The organism is Amycolatopsis heterodermiae (assembly GCF_034929455.1).
GTDB lineage: Bacteria > Actinomycetota > Actinomycetes > Mycobacteriales > Pseudonocardiaceae > Amycolatopsis > Amycolatopsis heterodermiae.
On record NZ_JAYFSI010000003.1, the window covers coordinates 296940 to 314946 of the forward strand.

General features: G+C 72.3%; 18 protein-coding genes. 7 read left to right on the top strand and 11 right to left on the bottom strand.

Annotated features, from left to right (window positions below; genetic code table 11):
• Positions 1 to 8: 8 nt before the first annotated feature.
• Both VA596_RS17195 and VA596_RS17200 read right to left on the bottom strand, forming a co-directional pair.
• The gene (locus VA596_RS17195; RefSeq protein WP_323328268.1) at positions 9 to 542 is read right to left on the bottom strand and encodes a carboxymuconolactone decarboxylase family protein; all 534 of its coding nucleotides are present in this window, start codon (positions 540 to 542) and stop codon (positions 9 to 11) included.
• A gap of 139 nt (positions 543 to 681) precedes the next feature.
• Entirely contained in the window at positions 682 to 2397 is a 1716-nt protein-coding gene (locus VA596_RS17200; protein ID WP_323328270.1) for a glycosyl hydrolase family 18 protein, read from the bottom strand.
• Positions 2398 to 2689: 292 nt separating this feature from the next.
• On the opposite strand from VA596_RS17200, the gene VA596_RS17205 reads away from it, so the two are divergent.
• The 3 genes from VA596_RS17205 to VA596_RS17215 are packed head-to-tail and all read left to right on the top strand — an operon-like array spanning position 2690 to position 6637.
• Positions 2690 to 5266, top strand: coding sequence for an FtsX-like permease family protein (locus VA596_RS17205; RefSeq protein ID WP_323328865.1), 2577 nt, complete (start codon positions 2690 to 2692; stop codon positions 5264 to 5266).
• Positions 5259 to 5951: an ABC transporter ATP-binding protein gene (locus VA596_RS17210; protein ID WP_323328272.1), complete on the top strand. Its 693-nt coding sequence runs from the start codon at positions 5259 to 5261 to the stop codon at positions 5949 to 5951. Before VA596_RS17205 ends, VA596_RS17210 begins: the two co-directional genes overlap by 8 nt.
• A 23-nt stretch (positions 5952 to 5974) precedes the next feature.
• Positions 5975 to 6637, top strand: a complete 663-nt coding sequence (locus tag VA596_RS17215; protein ID WP_323328867.1) for an ABC transporter ATP-binding protein — start codon at positions 5975 to 5977, stop codon at positions 6635 to 6637.
• On the opposite strand, the gene VA596_RS17220 is transcribed toward VA596_RS17215, so the two are convergent.
• The gene (locus tag VA596_RS17220) at positions 6634 to 7473 is read right to left on the bottom strand and encodes an oxidoreductase (protein WP_323328274.1); all 840 of its coding nucleotides are present in this window, start codon (positions 7471 to 7473) and stop codon (positions 6634 to 6636) included. The two genes, VA596_RS17215 and VA596_RS17220, sit on opposite strands and share 4 nt — an antisense overlap.
• A 98-nt stretch (positions 7474 to 7571) precedes the next feature.
• Between VA596_RS17220 and VA596_RS17225 the strand changes: the two genes are divergently transcribed.
• Positions 7572 to 8474, top strand: a complete 903-nt coding sequence (locus VA596_RS17225; RefSeq protein ID WP_323328276.1) for a LysR family transcriptional regulator — start codon at positions 7572 to 7574, stop codon at positions 8472 to 8474.
• Here VA596_RS17225 and VA596_RS17230 read toward each other — a convergent pair.
• Positions 8471 to 9100, bottom strand: coding sequence for an FMN-dependent NADH-azoreductase (locus VA596_RS17230; RefSeq protein ID WP_323328278.1), 630 nt, complete (start codon positions 9098 to 9100; stop codon positions 8471 to 8473). The two genes, VA596_RS17225 and VA596_RS17230, sit on opposite strands and share 4 nt — an antisense overlap.
• Positions 9101 to 9161: 61 nt before the next feature.
• On the opposite strand from VA596_RS17230, the gene VA596_RS17235 reads away from it, so the two are divergent.
• Together VA596_RS17235 and VA596_RS17240 are read left to right on the top strand one after the other, a co-directional pair.
• Complete coding sequence (locus tag VA596_RS17235; RefSeq protein WP_323328280.1) at positions 9162 to 9797, top strand: TetR/AcrR family transcriptional regulator; 636 nt, start codon at positions 9162 to 9164, stop codon at positions 9795 to 9797.
• A 59-nt stretch (positions 9798 to 9856) separates the two neighbouring features.
• Positions 9857 to 10936 (top strand): GDSL-type esterase/lipase family protein, encoded by a 1080-nt coding sequence (locus VA596_RS17240; RefSeq protein ID WP_323328282.1) that lies wholly within the window; start codon positions 9857 to 9859, stop codon positions 10934 to 10936.
• Between the two features lie 222 nt (positions 10937 to 11158).
• Here the strand turns inward: VA596_RS17240 and VA596_RS17245 are convergent, their stop codons facing one another.
• From VA596_RS17245 to VA596_RS17260, 4 genes are read right to left on the bottom strand one after another with little or no spacing between them, the layout of a single operon-like run.
• On the bottom strand, positions 11159 to 11458 hold the full coding sequence (locus tag VA596_RS17245; RefSeq protein ID WP_247051866.1) for a hypothetical protein: 300 nt from the start codon (positions 11456 to 11458) through the stop codon (positions 11159 to 11161).
• Positions 11445 to 11669, bottom strand: coding sequence for a hypothetical protein (locus tag VA596_RS17250; RefSeq protein ID WP_323328284.1), 225 nt, complete (start codon positions 11667 to 11669; stop codon positions 11445 to 11447). Before VA596_RS17250 ends, VA596_RS17245 begins: the two co-directional genes overlap by 14 nt.
• A gap of 46 nt (positions 11670 to 11715) precedes the next feature.
• On the bottom strand, positions 11716 to 12171 hold the full coding sequence (locus VA596_RS17255) for an Lrp/AsnC family transcriptional regulator (RefSeq protein ID WP_247051868.1): 456 nt from the start codon (positions 12169 to 12171) through the stop codon (positions 11716 to 11718).
• Positions 12168 to 13310: a M24 family metallopeptidase gene (locus tag VA596_RS17260; RefSeq protein WP_323328286.1), complete on the bottom strand. Its 1143-nt coding sequence runs from the start codon at positions 13308 to 13310 to the stop codon at positions 12168 to 12170. Before VA596_RS17260 ends, VA596_RS17255 begins: the two co-directional genes overlap by 4 nt.
• Positions 13311 to 13415: 105 nt before the next feature.
• Here VA596_RS17260 and VA596_RS17265 point away from each other — a divergent pair, with 105 nt between their 5' ends.
• On the top strand, positions 13416 to 14363 hold the full coding sequence (locus tag VA596_RS17265; RefSeq protein WP_323328288.1) for a 5'-3' exonuclease: 948 nt from the start codon (positions 13416 to 13418) through the stop codon (positions 14361 to 14363).
• A gap of 276 nt (positions 14364 to 14639) precedes the next feature.
• On the opposite strand, the gene VA596_RS17270 is transcribed toward VA596_RS17265, so the two are convergent.
• From VA596_RS17270 to VA596_RS17280, 3 genes are all read right to left on the bottom strand, one after another.
• The gene (locus tag VA596_RS17270) at positions 14640 to 15857 is read right to left on the bottom strand and encodes a GNAT family N-acetyltransferase (RefSeq protein ID WP_323328290.1); all 1218 of its coding nucleotides are present in this window, start codon (positions 15855 to 15857) and stop codon (positions 14640 to 14642) included.
• Between the two features lie 52 nt (positions 15858 to 15909).
• Entirely contained in the window at positions 15910 to 17112 is a 1203-nt protein-coding gene (locus VA596_RS17275; RefSeq protein ID WP_323328292.1) for a GNAT family N-acetyltransferase, read from the bottom strand.
• Between the two features lie 78 nt (positions 17113 to 17190).
• The gene (locus tag VA596_RS17280) at positions 17191 to 17958 is read right to left on the bottom strand and encodes a DUF4333 domain-containing protein (RefSeq protein WP_323328294.1); all 768 of its coding nucleotides are present in this window, start codon (positions 17956 to 17958) and stop codon (positions 17191 to 17193) included.
• Positions 17959 to 18007: the final 49 nt, after the last annotated feature.

Here is an 18007-nt window from a genome sequence, read left to right on the forward strand (position 1 = left end):
GGCGTGCGTCAGCGTCCGTAGCCCTCGGCGGCCAGGACCTTGCCCATCTGCTCGTAGGCCGCGGGGTCTTCGGGCGCGACCGTGGCGAGCCCGTCGACGTAGCGGTTGTACATGCAGAACGCGGCCGCGATCAGCACGGTGTCGTGCAGTTCGAGGTCGGTCGCGTCCTGGGCCCGGGCCGCGGCGACGAGCTCGTCGGTGACGTTGCGGCCGGTCTCCCGCACGGCCAGCGCGATCCGCAGCAGCGCCTTGAGCTTCTCCGACACGGGCGCGTCGTCGACCCCGGCGCACGCCGCGTCGACCACCGCGCGGCCGCCGTCGAGGGTTTCGGCCGCCGCGGCGGCGTGGCTGCCGTGGCAGAAGCGGCACTCGTTGCCGTTCGACACGACCGCCGCGATCAGCTCGCGCTCGCCGACCGTCAGGCTGCTCGGCCCGCGCAGGAGTGTCTGGGCCAGCAGGTTGAGCGGGACCGCGGTCTCGGGCCGGTAGGCCATGAGCGACCGGATCCCGGGCAGCTCCGGGTCGAGCGGGATGTGGGGCATGGAGTCCTCCTCGCTGGCGGGAGATCCAGTCTTTCGGTCCGCGGTGCCCCGGCCAACCTCCACCTTGCGCAGCGGGGGTACGGCCGAACGGCCCGGTCCGCCCCGCGGGCAGGTGCGGGGCGGACCGGGCCGTTCTTCCTCAGCCGAGGGTGAAGTCGTCGGCGTACACCGACCCCTGGCCGTACCAGCCGTGGACGTAGATCGTCACGGCTCCCGACGCGCCGGTCGTGAACGGCACCGACAGCTGCGTCCAGCCGCTGGCCGAGGTCCACGTGCTGGCGGTCGCGCCGCCCCGGACCCCGAGGTAGGCGTAGCTACCCTGCACCCACGCCTTGAGGGTGTAGGCGTGGTTCGGCGCGAGCGTGATGTTCTGCGCGGCCTCACCGGTGGACGACGCCGTCGCCGCCACCTGCAGCGCCTTCGTGCCCGAGTGCGCGGGCGAGGAGACGACCGAGTCGCCCGCGCCGACCCACGGGCTCAGCGCGCCGGTCTCGAACCCGCCGTTGACGACCGAGCCGGTCGGCACGGTGCCGTTGACGGTGAGGGTGAAGGTGGCGCTGTGGCTGCCGGAGGTCCCGGCGCCGGTGACGGTCAGCGGGTAGACGCCGGGGACGGCGGCCGAGGTGGTGGCGACCGAGAGCGTCGCGCTGCCGCCGGCGGTGACCGAGCCGGGGCTGACCGACGCGGTGACCCCGGCGGGCGCGCCGGAGACCGAGAGGGTGACCGGCTGGGCGGAGCCGGACGTCACGGCGGTGGTGACCGTCGCCGACGTCGAGGCGCCCGGGTTCACCGCGGCCGAGGACGGGTTCGCGGCGAGGGAGAAGTCGTTGCCCGGCACGGTCGTGCCGCCGGTGAACGGCTCGAAGGCGTGGCTGAAGAACCACTGGGACTGGCTGATGCCGGAGCAGTTGTCCGCCGCGGCCCCGCCCGGGCAGCCGCCGTTGTCCCGTTGCAGCGCCCAGAAGGACAGTTCGTTGATGCCCTTGGAGACGGCCCAGTTGTAGACGGTGGCCGCGTCGGCGGTGGTGAACGTCTCGGCGGGGCCGAAGTCGTCGACGCCGATCATCTCGGTGATCCCGACGCTGGCCCACAGCTGCGCCTGCGTCTTGCCCGGGTACAGGCCGGCGAGCTGGGAGACCAGGCCGGTGGCCGAGGTCTGGGTGTCGGTGGCCATCTCGTGCGCGGCGTTGTCGTAGTAGTCGAAGGTCATCATGTTGACGACGTCGACGCGGGTGCCGTTGGTGACGGCGTTGCGCAGCACGGCGAGGCCGCTGTCGGCCAGGCCCCGGGTGGTCGTGGGCAGGGTGTAGGAGATCTGCAGCGACCGGCCGGAGGCGGCGGCCCAGTCCTGGACCTTCTTGATCGCCTTGTTGCGCCGGTCGATCCCGGCTGAATTGGTGAGCGAGTTGTCCTCGATGTCCATGTCGAGGCGCGGGACGTCGTAGGTGGTGATCACCGATTCGTAGGCGGCGGCGATCGAGTCGACGTTGGTGCAGCTGTCGGCGATCTCGGTGCCGGTGTTGTCGGCGGTGTAGCCGCCGAACGACGGGATGACGTCACCGCCGCGGGAGCGGATGGTGGCGATGTCGGCGCCGAAGGTGCCGTTGGCGATCGGCATCCCGGTGTCACCGTTCCAGTAGACGGTGCACGAGCCCTTGGTGGCGGCCTGGATGAACGCCATCGTCAGGTGCTTGGCCCCGGACGCCTGGGCGAGCGCGGCCGGGCTCTCCCCCGTCCACGCCTCGAAGTAGGGGGCGAAGACGTGGGAAGGCAGCGGCGTGGCGGCCTGGGCGGTGCCGGCCGCGGCGACCAGCGAACCGGCCGAGAACGCCGCCAGGGCAAGGGAAACGGACAATCGGGAGAAAGGTCTGCGTCGACGCACTTGCGCTCCAAAGCCGGCGGGGAGCCGTGCTGCGGCGTCGCACGGCGGGACGTCCTCAGGATTGGATCAGACCAATCGGTACGTCAAGGTCTAGACCACTAAACCGGCCGGATGGCCGCACCCCTTGCGCCGGTCCTTTTCGACACCTTCGACCACACCCCGTGAGCAACGATCGGGAGAAAAACGTTCCGGTTCCTGGGGCCTCCCGGTAGCGTGCGCGTCCATGCGGGTGATGTGGGGGAAGATCGAACAACTCAGAGTGACCATGCCGTGGCGTGCGGCACCGAAGGCCGCTCTCACCAGCCCCCTGACGCTGATCGTGGCCGCGGTGACCTCACTGCTCGCGTGTTTCCTCGGCACGGCCGCGGTCCTGCAGGCCTCCGCGGCCGGCGGCGCCGCCGTGGCCTACCAGAGCGGGATCGTCTGCCCCGACGCCTACGGCCCGGTGTTCGGCAAGGGCAACATGCCGGTCAAGGACATCCCCGCGATGACCGCCGCCGTCCAGCGCCACGCCGGCGCCCACGGCTTCGGCGCCCCGGTCGTCGGCCAGTACACCACCGTCCTGCCCGGCACCCAGTTCAACGGCGACCCGCACTACAAGATCCGCCTCGGCTACCGCGACCAGGCCGGGCTCGACAACCTCACGCTGCAGCAGGGCACCCGCGCACCCGGCCTGTGGCTCGGCAGCGTCGTCGCCGACGCCGAGCACATCGGCCTCGGCGCCCGCCCGAGCGTCCAGGGCACCCCGCTGCCCCCGGTCACCGGCATCTACCGCGACCTGCTCGACCCGCCGCCGCGCTGGTGGTGCTCCCAGCAGTCCGGCGCCGTCGTCGACCGGCTGGCCAACGACCCCATCGACTCGATCGTCTTCGCCACCGACCGCGCGACCTTCGACAACGCCGTCCGCGCCATCGGCCTGCCGACCATGCAGTACTTCCACATCTCGTTCTACGTCCCGCCACCCACCACCCTCAGCGGTGCCGAAGACCTCCTGCAGCGCTCCCGGGACCTGGTCGCCGACGTCCGCGCCGACCTCACCGCCCAGGGCCTCGGCAGCACCGTCGCGGCCGACGTCCCAACCTTCGAACGCTCGGTGACGATCGCCCGCCAAGCCCAGGAAAACGTCCTCGTCTCGATCCTGCCGCTCGCGGTGATCAGCGTCCTGGTCGGCTGCGCGGGCCTCGGCTCCGTCGCCCTGCAGTGGTACCAGCGGCGTCACGCCCAGCTGCGCCTGCTCTCCGCCCGCGGCGCCGGACCCGGCGCGCTGGGCTGGCTCGCCGTCGCCGAGCTGGGCCTGCCGATCCTGCTCGGCGGCGCGGCCGGCGCGGTCGCCGCCCGCCTCCTGCTCGGCGTCTACGGACCACCCGGCGCGCCCGACGCGGACGCCGAACTGCGCGCCGGCATCGTCGCCGCCGCCGTGCTCCTGGTGTCCCTGGCGCTGCTCGGCCTCGTCGTCGCCGTGCGGGCACACCGCGAGTTCGAACTCGGCCGGGTCCGCCGCAAGGGCAACCGGGTGCGGCTGCTGGCCTACTTCCCGTGGGAGCTGGCGACCGCGGGCATGGCCTGGCTCGGCTGGACCCGCCTGACCCACTACAGCAGCGGCTCACGCCTCGGAAATCCATTACCCCAGATCGACCCGCTGGCCCTGACCTACCCGGTGTTCGTCGTGCTGACCGTCGGGCTGCTGACCGCGCGGCTGGCGTGGCTCGCGCTGCGCGCCTCGCACCGCGCCCGGTTCTGGTCCCGGCCCGCGCTGCAGCTGGCGATCCGGCGCTTGGCGGGCGCCCGTGCCCCGGTGACCGGGGTGCTCGTCATCGGCACCCTCGCGATCGGCACGCTGGCCACCGGGATCGGCATCGCCAACGGCCAGGAGGACGCCCTCGACACGAAGTCGGCGATCTTCGTCGGCAGCGACGCCCGCCTCGACACCGACAGCCCGATCGGCATGGGCGCGGTCGCGATGCCGGCGCCGCTGGCCGGCACCAGCACCGTCGTCGGCGAGCTGACCGGCACCGGCAGCGTGGTGCTGGTGATCGACCCCGCGACGTTCGGCAAGGGCGCCGCGGTCGGCAGCATCCCGGCAGGTGACCTGGACGGCCTGCTGCGCAAGATCTCCCAGCCCGACCCGCACGGCACCCCGGTGATCCGGATCGGGCACCGGCCCGGCCAGTCCGCGCAGCTGCCCGGCGGACTCGCCGACGCCGCACCCGTGGGCGACCTGCCGGTGTTCCCGATGATCGGCACCTCACCCGGCTACGTCGTCTCCCGCACCGCCCTCAGCCACGCCCAGCTGGACCGGATTCCCAAGTGGAGCGTGCTGACGACGTCCTCGATGGCCGACGCCACGGCCGAGCTGCGGGCCGCCGGGGTGTTCATCCCGAACCGCGTCAGCCGCGAGACCGCGCTCGACGGCCTGCCGTTCTTCGTCGTGTCCTGGACGTTCTCCTTCGTCGCGCTGCTCGGCGCGGTCCTCGGCGTCGTCGCGATCCTCGCCCTGCTCGTGGCCGTCGAGGTCCGGCGGCGGCAGAACGCCCTCGCCGGGGCGCTGGTGCTGCGGATGGGCATGCGGCCACGGACCCTGCTGGCCAGCCACCTCATGGAGCTGGGCGCGCTCAGCGGGCTGGCCATCGCGGTCGGGGTGGTGTGCGGGATCTCCGTGGCGGGCCTGTCGGTGCCGCGCTTCGACCCGGCGACGTTCCTCGCGCCCCGTTCGGAACTGCCGGACCCGCTGCCGTTCGTGCTGACCGTGCTGGCCGTGGGCGTGCTCGTGGTGGGCCTGGCCGGCTGGATCGCGGTGCGCTCGGTGCGCACCGCCCGGACCGCGGAGCTGATCCGTGCCTGAAAAACCGATCTTCTCCCTCCGCGGCATCGGCGTCGACTACCAGACGCCCGCTGGGATCGTCACCGGCGTGAACGACGTCAGCATCGACGTCCCGGCCCGCGGCATGACCGTGCTCGCCGGGCCGTCCGGCTCCGGGAAGTCCACCCTCCTGCGGGTACTCGGGCTGTTCGAGCAGCCCGCCCGCGGCAGCCTGACGTTCCAGGGTGCCGACGTCCGCAAGCTCAAGCACCGCGAACGCCGCACCCTGCGGCGCCACCACCTGGGGCTGGTCTTCCAGAACCCGGCCGACAACCTGCTGGCCTACCTGTCGGTCGCGGACAACCTGCGCGCGGCCGCCGAGTCCGCCGGGACCGACTGCCGTCCGGACGACATCCTCGCCCAGCTCGGCCTGCACGGCACCGGCGACTGGAAGATCTCCGCGCTCTCCGGCGGCCAGCAGCAGCGGCTGGCCTTCGGGTGCGTCCTCGCGGCCCGCTCGACGGTGATCCTGGCCGACGAACCGACGTCCCAGCTCGACGAAGCGTCCGCCGACCTGGTACTCGACACCCTGCAGTACCTGGTGGACCAGGACTTCGCGGTCCTGGTGGCCTCCCACGACGAACGCCTCATCGACCTCGGCGCCCGCGTCGCCCGCCTCCACAAGGGCGCCCTCGAAGGCGTCGAAGAACGGGAGCCCCAGCCGTGACCACCGACGAGATCATCCCGTCGATGCTGGAGGCCGTCGGCCTGCGCCGCAGCTTCGCCCACCCCAGCGGCGACATCGAGGTGCTGCGCGGGCTCGAACTGCGCGTCGCCGCCGGTGAGCTGGTCACCGTCTCCGGCCGGTCCGGGTCCGGCAAGAGCGCGCTGCTGGCCCTGCTGTGCGGGTTCGACTCCCCCGACTCCGGCTGCGTCCTCCTCGACGGCGTCCCCATCAGCGGCGCGCCACCGTGGCACACCTGCGCGGTGCTGCCCCAGGCCCTCGGGCTGGCCAACGAGCTGACCATCGCCGAGAACGTCGCCCTGCCCCTGCGGCTGCGCTCCGACATCCCCCGCCCGTCCCGCACAGCGATCCAGGACCGCGTCACCGAACTGCTCGACGACCTGGGCATCGGCGACCTCGGCGACCGCTACCCCCTGGAGGTCTCCTTCGGGCAGCAGCAGCGGGTGGCCCTGGCCCGCGCGGTCGCCGGACGCCCCCGCGTCCTGCTCACCGACGAGCCGACCGCCCACCTCGACGCCGGCAGCACCCCCCGGGTCCTGAAGCTGCTGCGCCGATGCGCGGCGGAAGGCGCGGCCGTCATCGTCGCCACCCACGACGACGAGGTCCACCGCATCGCCGACCGCCGCGTCCGCCTCCTCGACGGCGTCCTGACCGCCCTGCTCGACTAGCTCAACGCGGTCGCGCGGCTGACGTCCTCCCAGGCGGCGAGGTCCGCCGCCAGGGACTCGTGGTGTCCCCGGATCGCTTCCACGGCGTCCGCGCCCAGAGCCAGCCGCAGCGGGGCGTCGTCGCTGTCCACGGCCCGGACGATCGCCGCGGCGGCCTTCGCCGGGTCGCCCGGCTGCGAGCCGTCCATGGCCTCGACGGCGTCGCGGGTACCCGACGTCGACACCGCGTAGGCGTCGATCGTGCGGGAACGGTGCATGCGGCCGCCGCCGAACTCGGTGCGGAACGCACCCGGCTCGACGATCAGCACCCGCACCCCGAACGGCGCCACCTCCGCGGCCAGCGCCTCCGACAGCCCCTCCAGCGCGAACTTCGCCGCGCAGTACGCCCCGAAACCGGGCATCGACAGCTGCCCGCCCATCGAGCTGATCTGCACGATCGTCCCGCTGCCCTGCGCACGCAGGTGCGGCACCACCGCCTTGGTCACCTCGACCGCGCCGAAGAACATCACCTCCATCAGCGTCCGCAGCTCGGCCATCGTGAGCTCTTCGACCGCGCCGACCGAACCGTTGCCCGCGTTGTTGACCACGACGTCGATCCGGCCGAACGTCTCCAGCGCGAGCTTCACCGCCGCGTCGACCTGACCGGCGTCGGTGACGTCCAGGGCCGCCGTCCGGACCCGGTCCCCGCCCGCCGCTTCCAGGTCCGCCAGGGTCTCCGGCCGCCGGGCCGTGGCCAGCACCCGGTCGCCCGCCGCGAGCGCGGCCAGCGCCACCTCCCGGCCGAAGCCGGAAGAGCAGCCGGTGATCAGCCAGACGCGGCCGTCGGTGTTCGTCATCTCCGTGTTCCTCCCAGTGCGTTTCCTCCCTCCATCCTGGGGACGATCACGCACACACGGCCAACACCGATCCCCTACCACGGCTACAGTCGGAGCCTGTGACCCCCGAGCTGCGGCAGCTGCGCTACTTCGTCGCCGTCGCCGACGAAACCAGCTTCACCCGCGCCGCCGCCGGCCTCCACATCGCCCAGCAGTCCCTCTCCCAGCAGATCACCGTGCTCGAACGCACCCTCGGCGCGCGGCTGTTCGACCGCGACGCCCGCGGCACCCGCCTCACCGCCGTCGGCGCACTGTTCCTCCCCGAAGCCCGCGCGGTACTGGCCCGCGCCGAAGAAGCCGTCGCGACGCTGGGCCGGGCCGTGCGCGGGGAGATCGGCCGCGTCCGGCTCGCGTTCCTCACCACCACGGCGAACTACCTGCTGCCACCGGTGGTCCGCGCCGTCCGCGAACGGTTCCCCGGCCTCGAGGTCCACACGGCCGAGGCCTCGATCGCCGAACTCGTCGACGGCCTGCGCGAGCACCACTTCGACCTGGCCTTCACCCGGCCACCCCTGGTCGACGGCCTCGCGTCACGGACCCTGATCACCGAAGAGGTCTGCGCGGTCCTCCCCGAAGACCATCCCCTGGCCGGACGCGCGACGCTCACCCTCGCCGACCTCGCGGACGAGCCCTGGGTGCTGACCCCCCGCAGCAGCTGGGAACCCTGGCACCGCAGCTACGACGACGACTTCGCCGCCGCCGGCTACACCCCGCGGGTCGTGCACCGCGCGGCGACCGTGCAGGGCCTGCTCGGTCTCGTCGCCGCCGGGGTCGGCGTCACCCGGCTCACCCGCTCGTCCCACAGCCTCCGGCGCACCGGCGTGGCCTTCGTCCCCCTGGACGGCGACATCGCCCGCACCGAGCTGGTCTGGTTGCCCGGCAACGACAACCCGGCCCGGCACACCATCACCGACGTCGCCGTCGAACTCGCCGCCACCACCGACCTCACCGAAGCCGGCTAGAACGTCTTCGCCGCGTCCCGGGCGGCCTCGTGCGCGATCCGGCCCAGCTCCGCCGCGTCTCCGGTCAGCGTGGGGTGGAACCGGATCTCCGTGACGTCGTCGATGCCCGTCCAGTTGAGCCAGCCGGTGAAGAACGGCGCCTGGAAGTCGTCCCCGAACTCCCGCCCGAGCCCCGGCCCCCACACAGCGCTCGTGTAGACGACGGCGGCCCGCTTGTCCCGCCCCGCCAGCAGGTGCTCGTACCCGGTCACGGCGTCGACCCCGAACACCCAGCCGGGCTGGGACACGACGTCGACGAACTGCTTGAGCACGTACGGCACACCCGAGTTCCACATCGGCACGCTGAACAGGATCCGGTCGGCGGCGTCGAACCGCGCGAAGGCGTCGCGCGCCGCCTGCCACGCCACCGCCTGCTCGCCCTGCGGCGTACCGCCACCGAAGACCGTCATCTTGGCGCCGGCCGCGGCGGGCCCGAACGCGGGCAACGAGCCGTCCCAGAGGTCCCACTCGTCGATCTCGGCGCCCGGGTGCACCTCGCGGTAGGTGTCCAGGAAAGTAGCTGCCAGACGCAGCGACTGGGACTCTTCCCCACGTGGGGAGGCGGAAATGTGCAGCAGATCGGGCATGACGATGCTCCTCGAAGGGGGTCGGCTTCCGCCGGACCAGAATTCGGACTAGAGTCCGCTTATGTCCTCGAACGTTAGCGGACCAGAGTCCGCTTCGTCAACGCCGACCGAACTCCCGGTCCTCGGCGCACCCGTCCGCGAACGCGCCGACGCCGCCCGCAACCGGATCCGCGTCCTCACCGCCGCCGAAGCCCTCTTCGCCGAACGCGGCGTGGACGCCGTCACCATGGACGACGTCGCCGCCGCCGCCGGAGTCGGCAAAGGCACGCTCTACCGCCGCTTCGGCGACAAGGGCGGACTCGCCATGGCCCTGCTCGACGAACGCGAATCCGAACTACAACAACGAATCCTCACCGGCCCACCCCCACTCGGCCCCGACGCACGCCCCGCCGACCGGCTCGCCGCGTTCATCGAGGCCTACCTCGAACTCCTGGACCGGCAGCTCGACCTCGTCCTGCTGTCCGAGACCGCCACCACCGGCGCCCGCTTCCGCACCGGCGCCCACACCCTCTGGCGCAGCCACTGCCGCCACCTGCTCGAAACCGGCGGCGCCACCGACCCGGAGATCGCCGCCGACGTCCTCCTGGCCGCTCTCTCGGCCGAACAGGTCCGGCACTGGCTGCACGACCGCGAACTCGCCCCCGAAACCCTCACGAAATCCCTCATCGGACTCGCCCGGACCTGGCTGCCCGTGTGACCGGTCACGCACGGTGGCCACCACCGGAACCGATCGCCTGATCCGTAGAATCAGCCGTGATGCGACGACTTCGGTGGTACTGGGGAGCGCTGGTCCTCGTCAGCGTGGCCCTGCTCGTGGGCTTGTTCGTCTTCTTCGGCTCCGAAAGCAAAACCGGGCAACCCCAGCCCCGCCAGGGCCCGCCCGGCACCGGACCCCTCACCGTCGTCGCCATGGGCGACAGCACCGCCTCCGGCGAAGGCGCCGGCCAGTACACCCCGGCCACCAACGGCCAAGGCGGCGACTGGTGTCACCGCTCTCCCAACGCGTTCGTCGAGAAGATCGCCGTCCCCGGCATCACCGCCCACGTCAACCTCGCCTGCTCCGGCGCACCCGCCGGACAGGTCGCCCTCGGCGGCGTCAAGCAGTGGACCGAGGGCTCCCAGGCCCAGCAGCTGGCCGCCCTGGTCAAGGACCACCGCGTCGCCGCCGTGGTCATCGCCGTCGGCGCGAACGACGACCCGAAGTTCTCCAACCAGGTCACCGACTGCTTCAAGGCGTGGTTCAGCCCCGGCGGCCCGCCGTGCAGCGAAGCGCTCAAGCAGAGCTGGCAGTCCAAAGTGGACGCCATGGTCCCGAAGGTGACCGCCGCCGTCTCCGACGTCAAGAAAGTACTGGCCCAGGCGGGCTACGTGCCCGCCGACTACCAGCTGATCCTGCAGTCCTACGCCGCGCCGATCGGCCCGGATGTCCCCGAAGAGCTGCGCAGCCTCAACGGCTGCCCGTTCCGGGTGGAGGACCTGCGCTGGATCTCCCAGACCGGCATCGGCGTCCTGTCCTCCGGCATCAAGACGGCGGCCCAGCGCACCGGCGCCCGGTTCCTGGACCTCGCGAAGGCCGGCGTGAAGCACGAAGCGTGCAGCGGCGGCGCCAACCCCGCGACGGAGTGGTTCACCCGCCTGACGCTCCAGCTCGCCGACCTCGGCCAGGCCGACCGGGCCGGCCACGCGCTGCAGGAGTCGTTCCACCCCAACGCCGCCGGCCACACCGCGATCGCGAACTGCCTGACGGAGTTCATGGCCAGCCGCGAAGGCAACGCGTCCTGCCTGGCGGGCGCGGACGGCAAACTCCACCCGGCCCCGGAGGTCGTGGCCCGCTGACCCCCGTCGTTCTTTGCTTTGCTTATGAGGTGGCGTAAGTGCTTGCGAGACCAGCTGGTTTTTCACCAGCGCCGGGCAGTATAGGGCGTTATACACTTAAAGAAGGCAGTTGAGCACGCTGGTTCGAGTGCTGTCCCGGGATCCTGACGCGGGGCAGCACCGAAACTCCCCTACTCGCAGGCAAGGGGCACCCCAGGAAGGCCCTCCCCTACCCCGGGGCGGTCAGAGGTCGAGGGCAGCGCGGAGCGCGATGTCGATGCGCTCCTGGACCTCCTGGTCGATCTCCGCGAGGCGCTCGTCGAACCACGGGCGGTAGAGCCGCGTGAGGTTGAGCGTCGACACCCAGTAGCGGGCGTCGATCGCCACACCGAGGATGTCCTGCGGGTCGCGGTCGAGCAGTTCGGTGCCGAGCAGCCACGGCCGCTCGGACTCGTTCACCCCGTCCGAGGACAGCAGCACCACGGTGCGTTGCCGGGCCGGATCGGTCGGGGGGTGGTACGTCCAGACTTCACCCCTGCGCACGCAGATCCTTTTCCGCCGCGCTGCGCTCGGCCTCGTCGAACTCCGCGGTGGCCGGCTCCGGCTTCTGCGGGGTGTAGCCCGTGCGTACCGCCTCGCGCCGGGCCGCCTTCGACAGCCAGGACGAGACCGAGATCCCGTGTGCTTTCGCGGCTCGTTCAGCGAAATCCAAGGCGCCGCTATCGAGCGAAAGAGTCACCTTACGTGTTGCCATACCTTTTACCGTACCAGTCCCCCGGTGACCGGCCACCCGGCCGGTGTCAGAACGTAGGCGAACGTCCCTCAAACGGCGTAGAGAGCACCACCGTAGTGCGAGTGGACACCTTCGCGGCCTCCCGGATCCGCCGCAGCAGGTCCTCCAGCGCCAGCGGCGACTGGACGCGCACCAGCAGGATGTACGACTCGTCGCCGGCCACCGAGTAGCAGGACTCGATCTCCTTGATGTGCTGGATCCGCTGCGGGTAGTCGTCGGGCGCACCCGGGTCGTTCGGCGTCAGCGAGATCAGGGCCGTCAGCGGCAGCCCGATCTGCTCGCCGTCGAGCCGCGCGGTGTACCCGAGGATGACGCCGCGCTGTTCGAGGCGGCGCACCCGCTGGTGCACGGCCGACACCGAAAGCCCGACGCGTTCGGCGAGGTCGGTGAAGCTGCGGCGCCCGTCGGCCGCGAGTTCCTCGACGATCGACTGGTCGAGCGGCTCCAGGCCACCGGTGGTCATGCGTCCAGCACGACGAGTTCGTGCGGTCGGTTGTTGACGGACTCGACGCCGTCGGCGGTGACGATCACGATGTCCTCGATGCGGGCGCCCCAGCGGCCCGGCTGGTAGATGCCCGGCTCGACGCTGAAGGCCATGCCCGGCTCCAGCGGCAGCGTGTTGCCCGCGATGATGTAGGGCTCCTCGTGCACGTCCAGGCCGATGCCGTGCCCGGTGCGGTGGATGAAGTACTCGCCGAACCCGGCCTCGGTGATGACGTCGCGCGCGGCGGCGTCGACCTGCTCGGCCGTGACACCCGGCTTGACCGCGGCGACCGAGGCGGCCTGGGCGCGCTGCAGCACCGCGTACGTCTCGGCGACGTCGGCGTCGCGCGGCTCGCCGACCGCGTAGGTCCGGGTGGAGTCGGAGTTGTACCCGGCCGGGAGCGGCCCGCCGATGTCGACGACCACGACGTCACCCTGGTTGATGACGCGGTCGGAGACGTCGTGGTGCGGGCTGGCGCCGTTCGGGCCCGAGCCGACGATCACGAAGTCCGCCTGGACGTGCCCCTCCTCCACGATCGCCGCGGCGATGTCCGCGCCGACCTCGGCCTCGGTGCGCCCGGCCCGCAGCCACTCGTGGACGCGGGCGTGCACCCGGTCGATGGCCGCGCCGGCGTCCCGCAGGGACGCGATCTCGGCGGCGTCCTTGCGCATCCGCAGCTCGCGCACGACCGGGCCGGCGAGCGTCTGCTCGGCCTCGCCGAGCGCCGCGCGCAGGGCCAGCACGTGCAGGGCCGGGGTGAAGTCGCTGACCGCGACGCGGCCGGCCTTGCCGAGCCGGTCAGCGACGAGCTTGTACGGGTCGTCGCCGTCCACCCAGGTCAGCAGGTCGACGCCGAGCTCGTCGGTCGGCACGTCGGCGTACCCGGGCGCCTCCAGCTTCGGCACGACCAGCGCGGGCGTGCCGTCGGCCGGGACGACGAGGGTGGTGAGGCGCTCGAACGAGCCGCCGGCCTGGCCGATCAGGTAGCGCAGGTCGGAACCGGGCGCGATCAGCAGGGCGTCGGTGTCCGCGGCGGCCGCGGCGGTGCGGGCGCGGTCCAGGCGGGCGCGGAGGGCTGCGGCGTCGGGGGCGGGCGTGTGGAGGGAACGGCGCGACATGGGACGAGCCTAGCCGGGCCGTCCCGGTGATCCACTCGCCCGGGCCCGCGACATGCCGGACCCGAGCGCTACGGCACACCGGCGGGGGCGTGGGAGGCTGTGCGGGTGACCGGACCCCTTGCGCTGCTCGACTCCGCGAGCCTGTACTTCCGTTCGTTCTTCGCCCTGCCCGATTCGATGCGGGCCGCCGACGGCACCCAGGTGAACGCCGTGCGCGGGTTCACCGACACGATCGCGCGGATCATCACCGACCGGCACCCGTCGCGGCTGGTGTGCTGCCTGGACGCGGACTGGCGGCCGAAGTTCCGGACCGACCTGCTGCCGAGCTACAAGGCCCACCGCGTGGCCGAGGAGACCACCGGCGCCGACCCCGACGTCGAAGAGGTCCCCGACACCCTCACCCCGCAGGTGCCGATCATCCTCGACGTCCTGGAAGCGTTCGGGTTCGCCACCGCGGAGGCGGCCGGCTACGAAGCCGACGACGTCATCGGCGCACTGGCCCACCGCGAGAAGAAGGACGCGGTCGAGGTCATCACCGGCGACCGCGACCTGTTCCAGCTGGTGCGCACCAAGCCGACCCCGACGTCGGTCATCTACGTCGGCAAGGGCTGGGCCAAGGCCGAACAGCTGGGCCCGGACGAGATCGCCGAGCGCTACAGCCTCCCCCGCGAGACGGCCGGCCCGGCGTACGCGGACATGTCCATGATGCGCGGCGACCCCTCGGACGGCCTGCCGGGCGTCGCCGGAATCGGCGAGAAGACCGCGGCCAAGCTCATCACGGAGTTCGGCTCGTTGGACGCCCTCTTGAAAGCCTCCGCGGCGAGCGACAACCGGGTCCCGCTGAAGACCCGGTTGCGACTGGCCGACGCGGCCGACTATTTGGCGGTGGCCCCGACGGTGGTCCGCGTGGCGGTCGACGCACCTGTGGAGCAGTCGCGCCCGGACGCGGTGCCTACTGCGCCGGCGGACCCGGACCGGGTTGCCGAGCTGGCGGAGCGGTGGAATCTGGGCAACTCGGTCGAGCGGCTGCTTAAGGCGCTGCCGGGGGCTTAGCGGTACGCGGCCGGTCGGTGGGCGCGGCTGCGCATCCTCTCGGCCGAGCCATGGTCCGGTGCCGTTCCTGGGGCGCGAACGGTCCGCTTGTACTGCCTTGGCGCGAACGGCCCTTTCGCGCCGAGGCGGTGTGCGCGAGCGGACCCTTCGCACCGAGGCGGTGAGTGCGAATGGCCCTTTGGCGCCCCAGCGGGTGGCGCGCGAACGGACCGTTCGCGCCGAATCGGTCACGAACGGTCCGTTCGTGCGGGACGGTGGGCACCGACCGCCGCGCCCCTAGAAGTACGTGCCGCACCAAGGTGCGGTGACCGTGGTGAACAGCTCGTCCGCCCGGGCCAGCGCCGCCGAATCGCGGGCCGTGATCCGGCCGACCTCGGCCAAAGCGGTCGCGCTCCACTCCCCCAGGTACAGCATCGCCAGGGTGTCGACCTCCAGGGTCAGGTGTGCCGCGGCCTCCGTGCGTCGGGCGCCCGACGGACCCACCTCGTAGTGCCCGGCGTTGGCCGGCAGCTTCCGGTCCACCACGGCGAGGACCACCGGCGCAGCGGACCGGTACGTCCGGGCATCGAGAGCTGCCACGACGTCGACCAGGCGCACCCACAGGTCGTCCTCGACGTCGGCTGTGAGGGCGTGGCGGTGGTCGGCCATCATCGCCGCCAGGGGCTCGTCGACCGGGCGGAACCGCGCGCGGATGCCGGAGACCAGGTCCACCGACAGCAGGAACCGCCACAGCGCGGCGCGGGCGACCGGGTCGGCCGCGTGCAGCTCGCGGACCTTCAGCATGACGCCCTTGTCCGGCGACTCCGGGGTCCGGCGGTCGACGGTGGCGTACACCGCGAAGCCGTCGTCCCCGTCCGGTCCACTGTGGACGACCGTGACGTGGTGGCCGTCCGGGCCGGCGAGCCGGTCGTGCATGATCGGCCACCACACCTCCGGGCGGCCCATCATGCCGGCCCGGTGCAGCCCGATCCGCTGGTACAGCCCGGGAATCTCCTTCACAGCCTCGTCCGGGGTGAGCATCCGCACCCGCCCGCCGGCCGGGACGCGCTCGTGCAGGCGCGCCGCGGGCCGGTCGATCCACGCGGTCTTGCCGAGCGCCGCGGAACCGTAGCCGAACCGGCCGTAGATGGTCGGCTCGCTGGCGTGCAACGCGGCCAGCGGCAGGCCGCGCGCGGCGACGTCGGCCAGCTGCGCGGCCATCATCGCGCTGAACACGCCGCGGCGGGTCCAGTCGGCGCGCACCCCCACCCCGTCGACCGCCGCGACGCCGAGCACGCGGCCGCCGGGCACGGCGATCTCGGTCTCGTAGGAGCTGGCGACGCCGATCGGGACGTCGCCGTCGAACGCGGCGAACTTGTGCTCGGCCGGCCAGGACTCCCCGTAGCGCGACCAGTCCTCGTCACTGACCCGGTTGCTGTGCAGCGAGCGGCTGAGCAGGTCGAACGTGCTGCGACGCTCGGCTTCGGTGATCAGGCGGACGGCGAAGTCGGTCATGGCCCCGATGATGCCGGGACGTCCGCCTTCCGGCATCCCGTTTTCGCCCGGCTCAGAAGAAGGTGCCGCACCACGACTGGACGCGCGTGCCGAAGAGGACGTCGGCGGCCTCCGGCGCGGCCGGGTCACGGACCTCGATCCGCCCCGCGGTCGCCAGCGCCGACGCGCGCCACGTCCCCAGGTACAGCATCCCCAGCGTGGTGACGTCGAGGGCGAGCGCGGCCGGTTCGTCCGTGCGCCCGGCACCGTCGGGCGTGATCCGGTAGGTGCCGGTGTTCGCGGGCAGCAGCGGGTCCGCGACCTCGATGACGACGGGCGCCGCGTGGCCGTACCCGCGGGCGGCGAGCGCCTTCGGGACGTCGACGAGCCGCAGCCAGTGCTCGTCACCCACCCGGTCGACGTTGCCGCGGCGGTGGTCGGCGAGGATCAGCTCCACCGGCTCGTCGAGCGGCCGTCCCGGGGCGACGATCTTGTCGACCAGGTCGATGCCCAGCAGGAACCGCCACAGCCCCGCGAACGCGGCCGGCGTGCCGGCGAACATGTCGAACACGTCCAGCTTCTTGGTCCACGGGTGCTCGTGCAGACCACCGACCGAGTAGCTCGCGAAGCCGTCCGGCCCGTCCGGGCCGTGGTGCACGACGCTCTTCACCACTTCGGTCGCGCGACGGGCGTGGCCCTCGTACAGCCGCCACAGCACCTCCGGCCGGGTCATCATCCCGGGCCGGTGCTCGAGGCGCTCGTAGACGCCGGGCAGGGCTGCCACGGCGTCGTCCAGCCCCATCAGCTCGATCTCCCCGGCGAACGGGAGATCCGGCCGCAGCCGCGCCCGGTGCCGGTCGATGCTGTAGGTGCGGCACCGCGTCGCCAGGCCGTAGCCGAACCGCCCGTAGATGCCGGCTTCGGAGGCACCCAGGGTCGCGAACACGAGACCACGCGCGGCGAAGTCCTCGAGCTGGGCGGTCATCATCGCGCGCAGCACGCCGCGCCGGGTCCGGTCCGCGCGCACCCCGACGCCGGTGACCCCGGCCTGCGGCAACCGGGCCCCGCCGGGCACCGTCAGCTCGGCGTCGAACGAGCGGGCGGTCCCGATGAAGGCCGGATCGAACGCCCCGATCGAGCCACCGGGCTGGTAGGCCCGCGCGGTGCGTTCCCACTCGGTGTCGGTGTTGGGCGCAGCGTGCAGGGTCTCGCGGAAGAGGTCGTCGGCCGCGCGGTGCTCGTCGTCGCGCAGCGTCCGGATGTCGAAGTCGGTCATACCCGGATCATCGCCGGAAACAGCGAGATCCGGCCACCGCAATCCGCGGCAGCCGGACCTCGGCCGATCGGGATGAAGCTACTTCGTGGCGGGTGGTGACACCTCGTAGTTGCCGCCGTCACCCTTCACGGTGATCGCGATCTGCTGCGGCTTCCCGGCGATCGTGGCGGTGCACTCGAACTTCGCGCCGTCCTCGACCTTCTGCTCGGCCGGGCAGGTGACGCCGGTGACGCCGTCGATCTTGTACGTGTCGGTCAGCAGCTTCTGCACGTCGGTCTGCATCTGGGTGTTGTTGAAGACCTGCGTCTTGAAGAACCCGGGCGCGACGAAGCCGAGAACGCCGACCACCGCGACGACCACGACCAGCACGATGATGCCGATCAGCAGGCCCTTCTTGGACTTCGCCGGCTTCTCGCCCTCCGGAGCGGGAGTCGCGCCGGGGAACTGCTGCTGCCCGTAGTCGTACTGGCCCTGCTGCCCGGGCGGCTGCTGCCCGTACTGCGGCTGCTGCTGCGGCCCGCTCTGCGGGTACGCCCCGCCGGGCTGCTGGCCGTACTGCGGCTGCTGCTGGGGGCCGCTCTGCGGATACCCGCCGCCGGGCTGCTGCCCGTAGGGCGGCGGCTGCTGGCCCCACTGCGGCTGCTGCGGCGGCGTGTAACCACCAGGCTGCTGACCCCACTGCTGGGGCTGTTGCGGCTGACCCCACTGCTGCTGGTTGGGGTCGTACGGCGGCGGCTGCTGGCCCCACTGGGGCTGCTCCTGCGGGCCGCTCGGCGGGTACGCGCCGCCCGGCTGCTGCCCGTACTGGGGCTGCTGTGGGTCGTTGCCGCCATACGGCGTGCTCATCGTCTGCCTCCGCCTGCTTCGTTCATCTCGTGCCCAACCCGATGTCGCC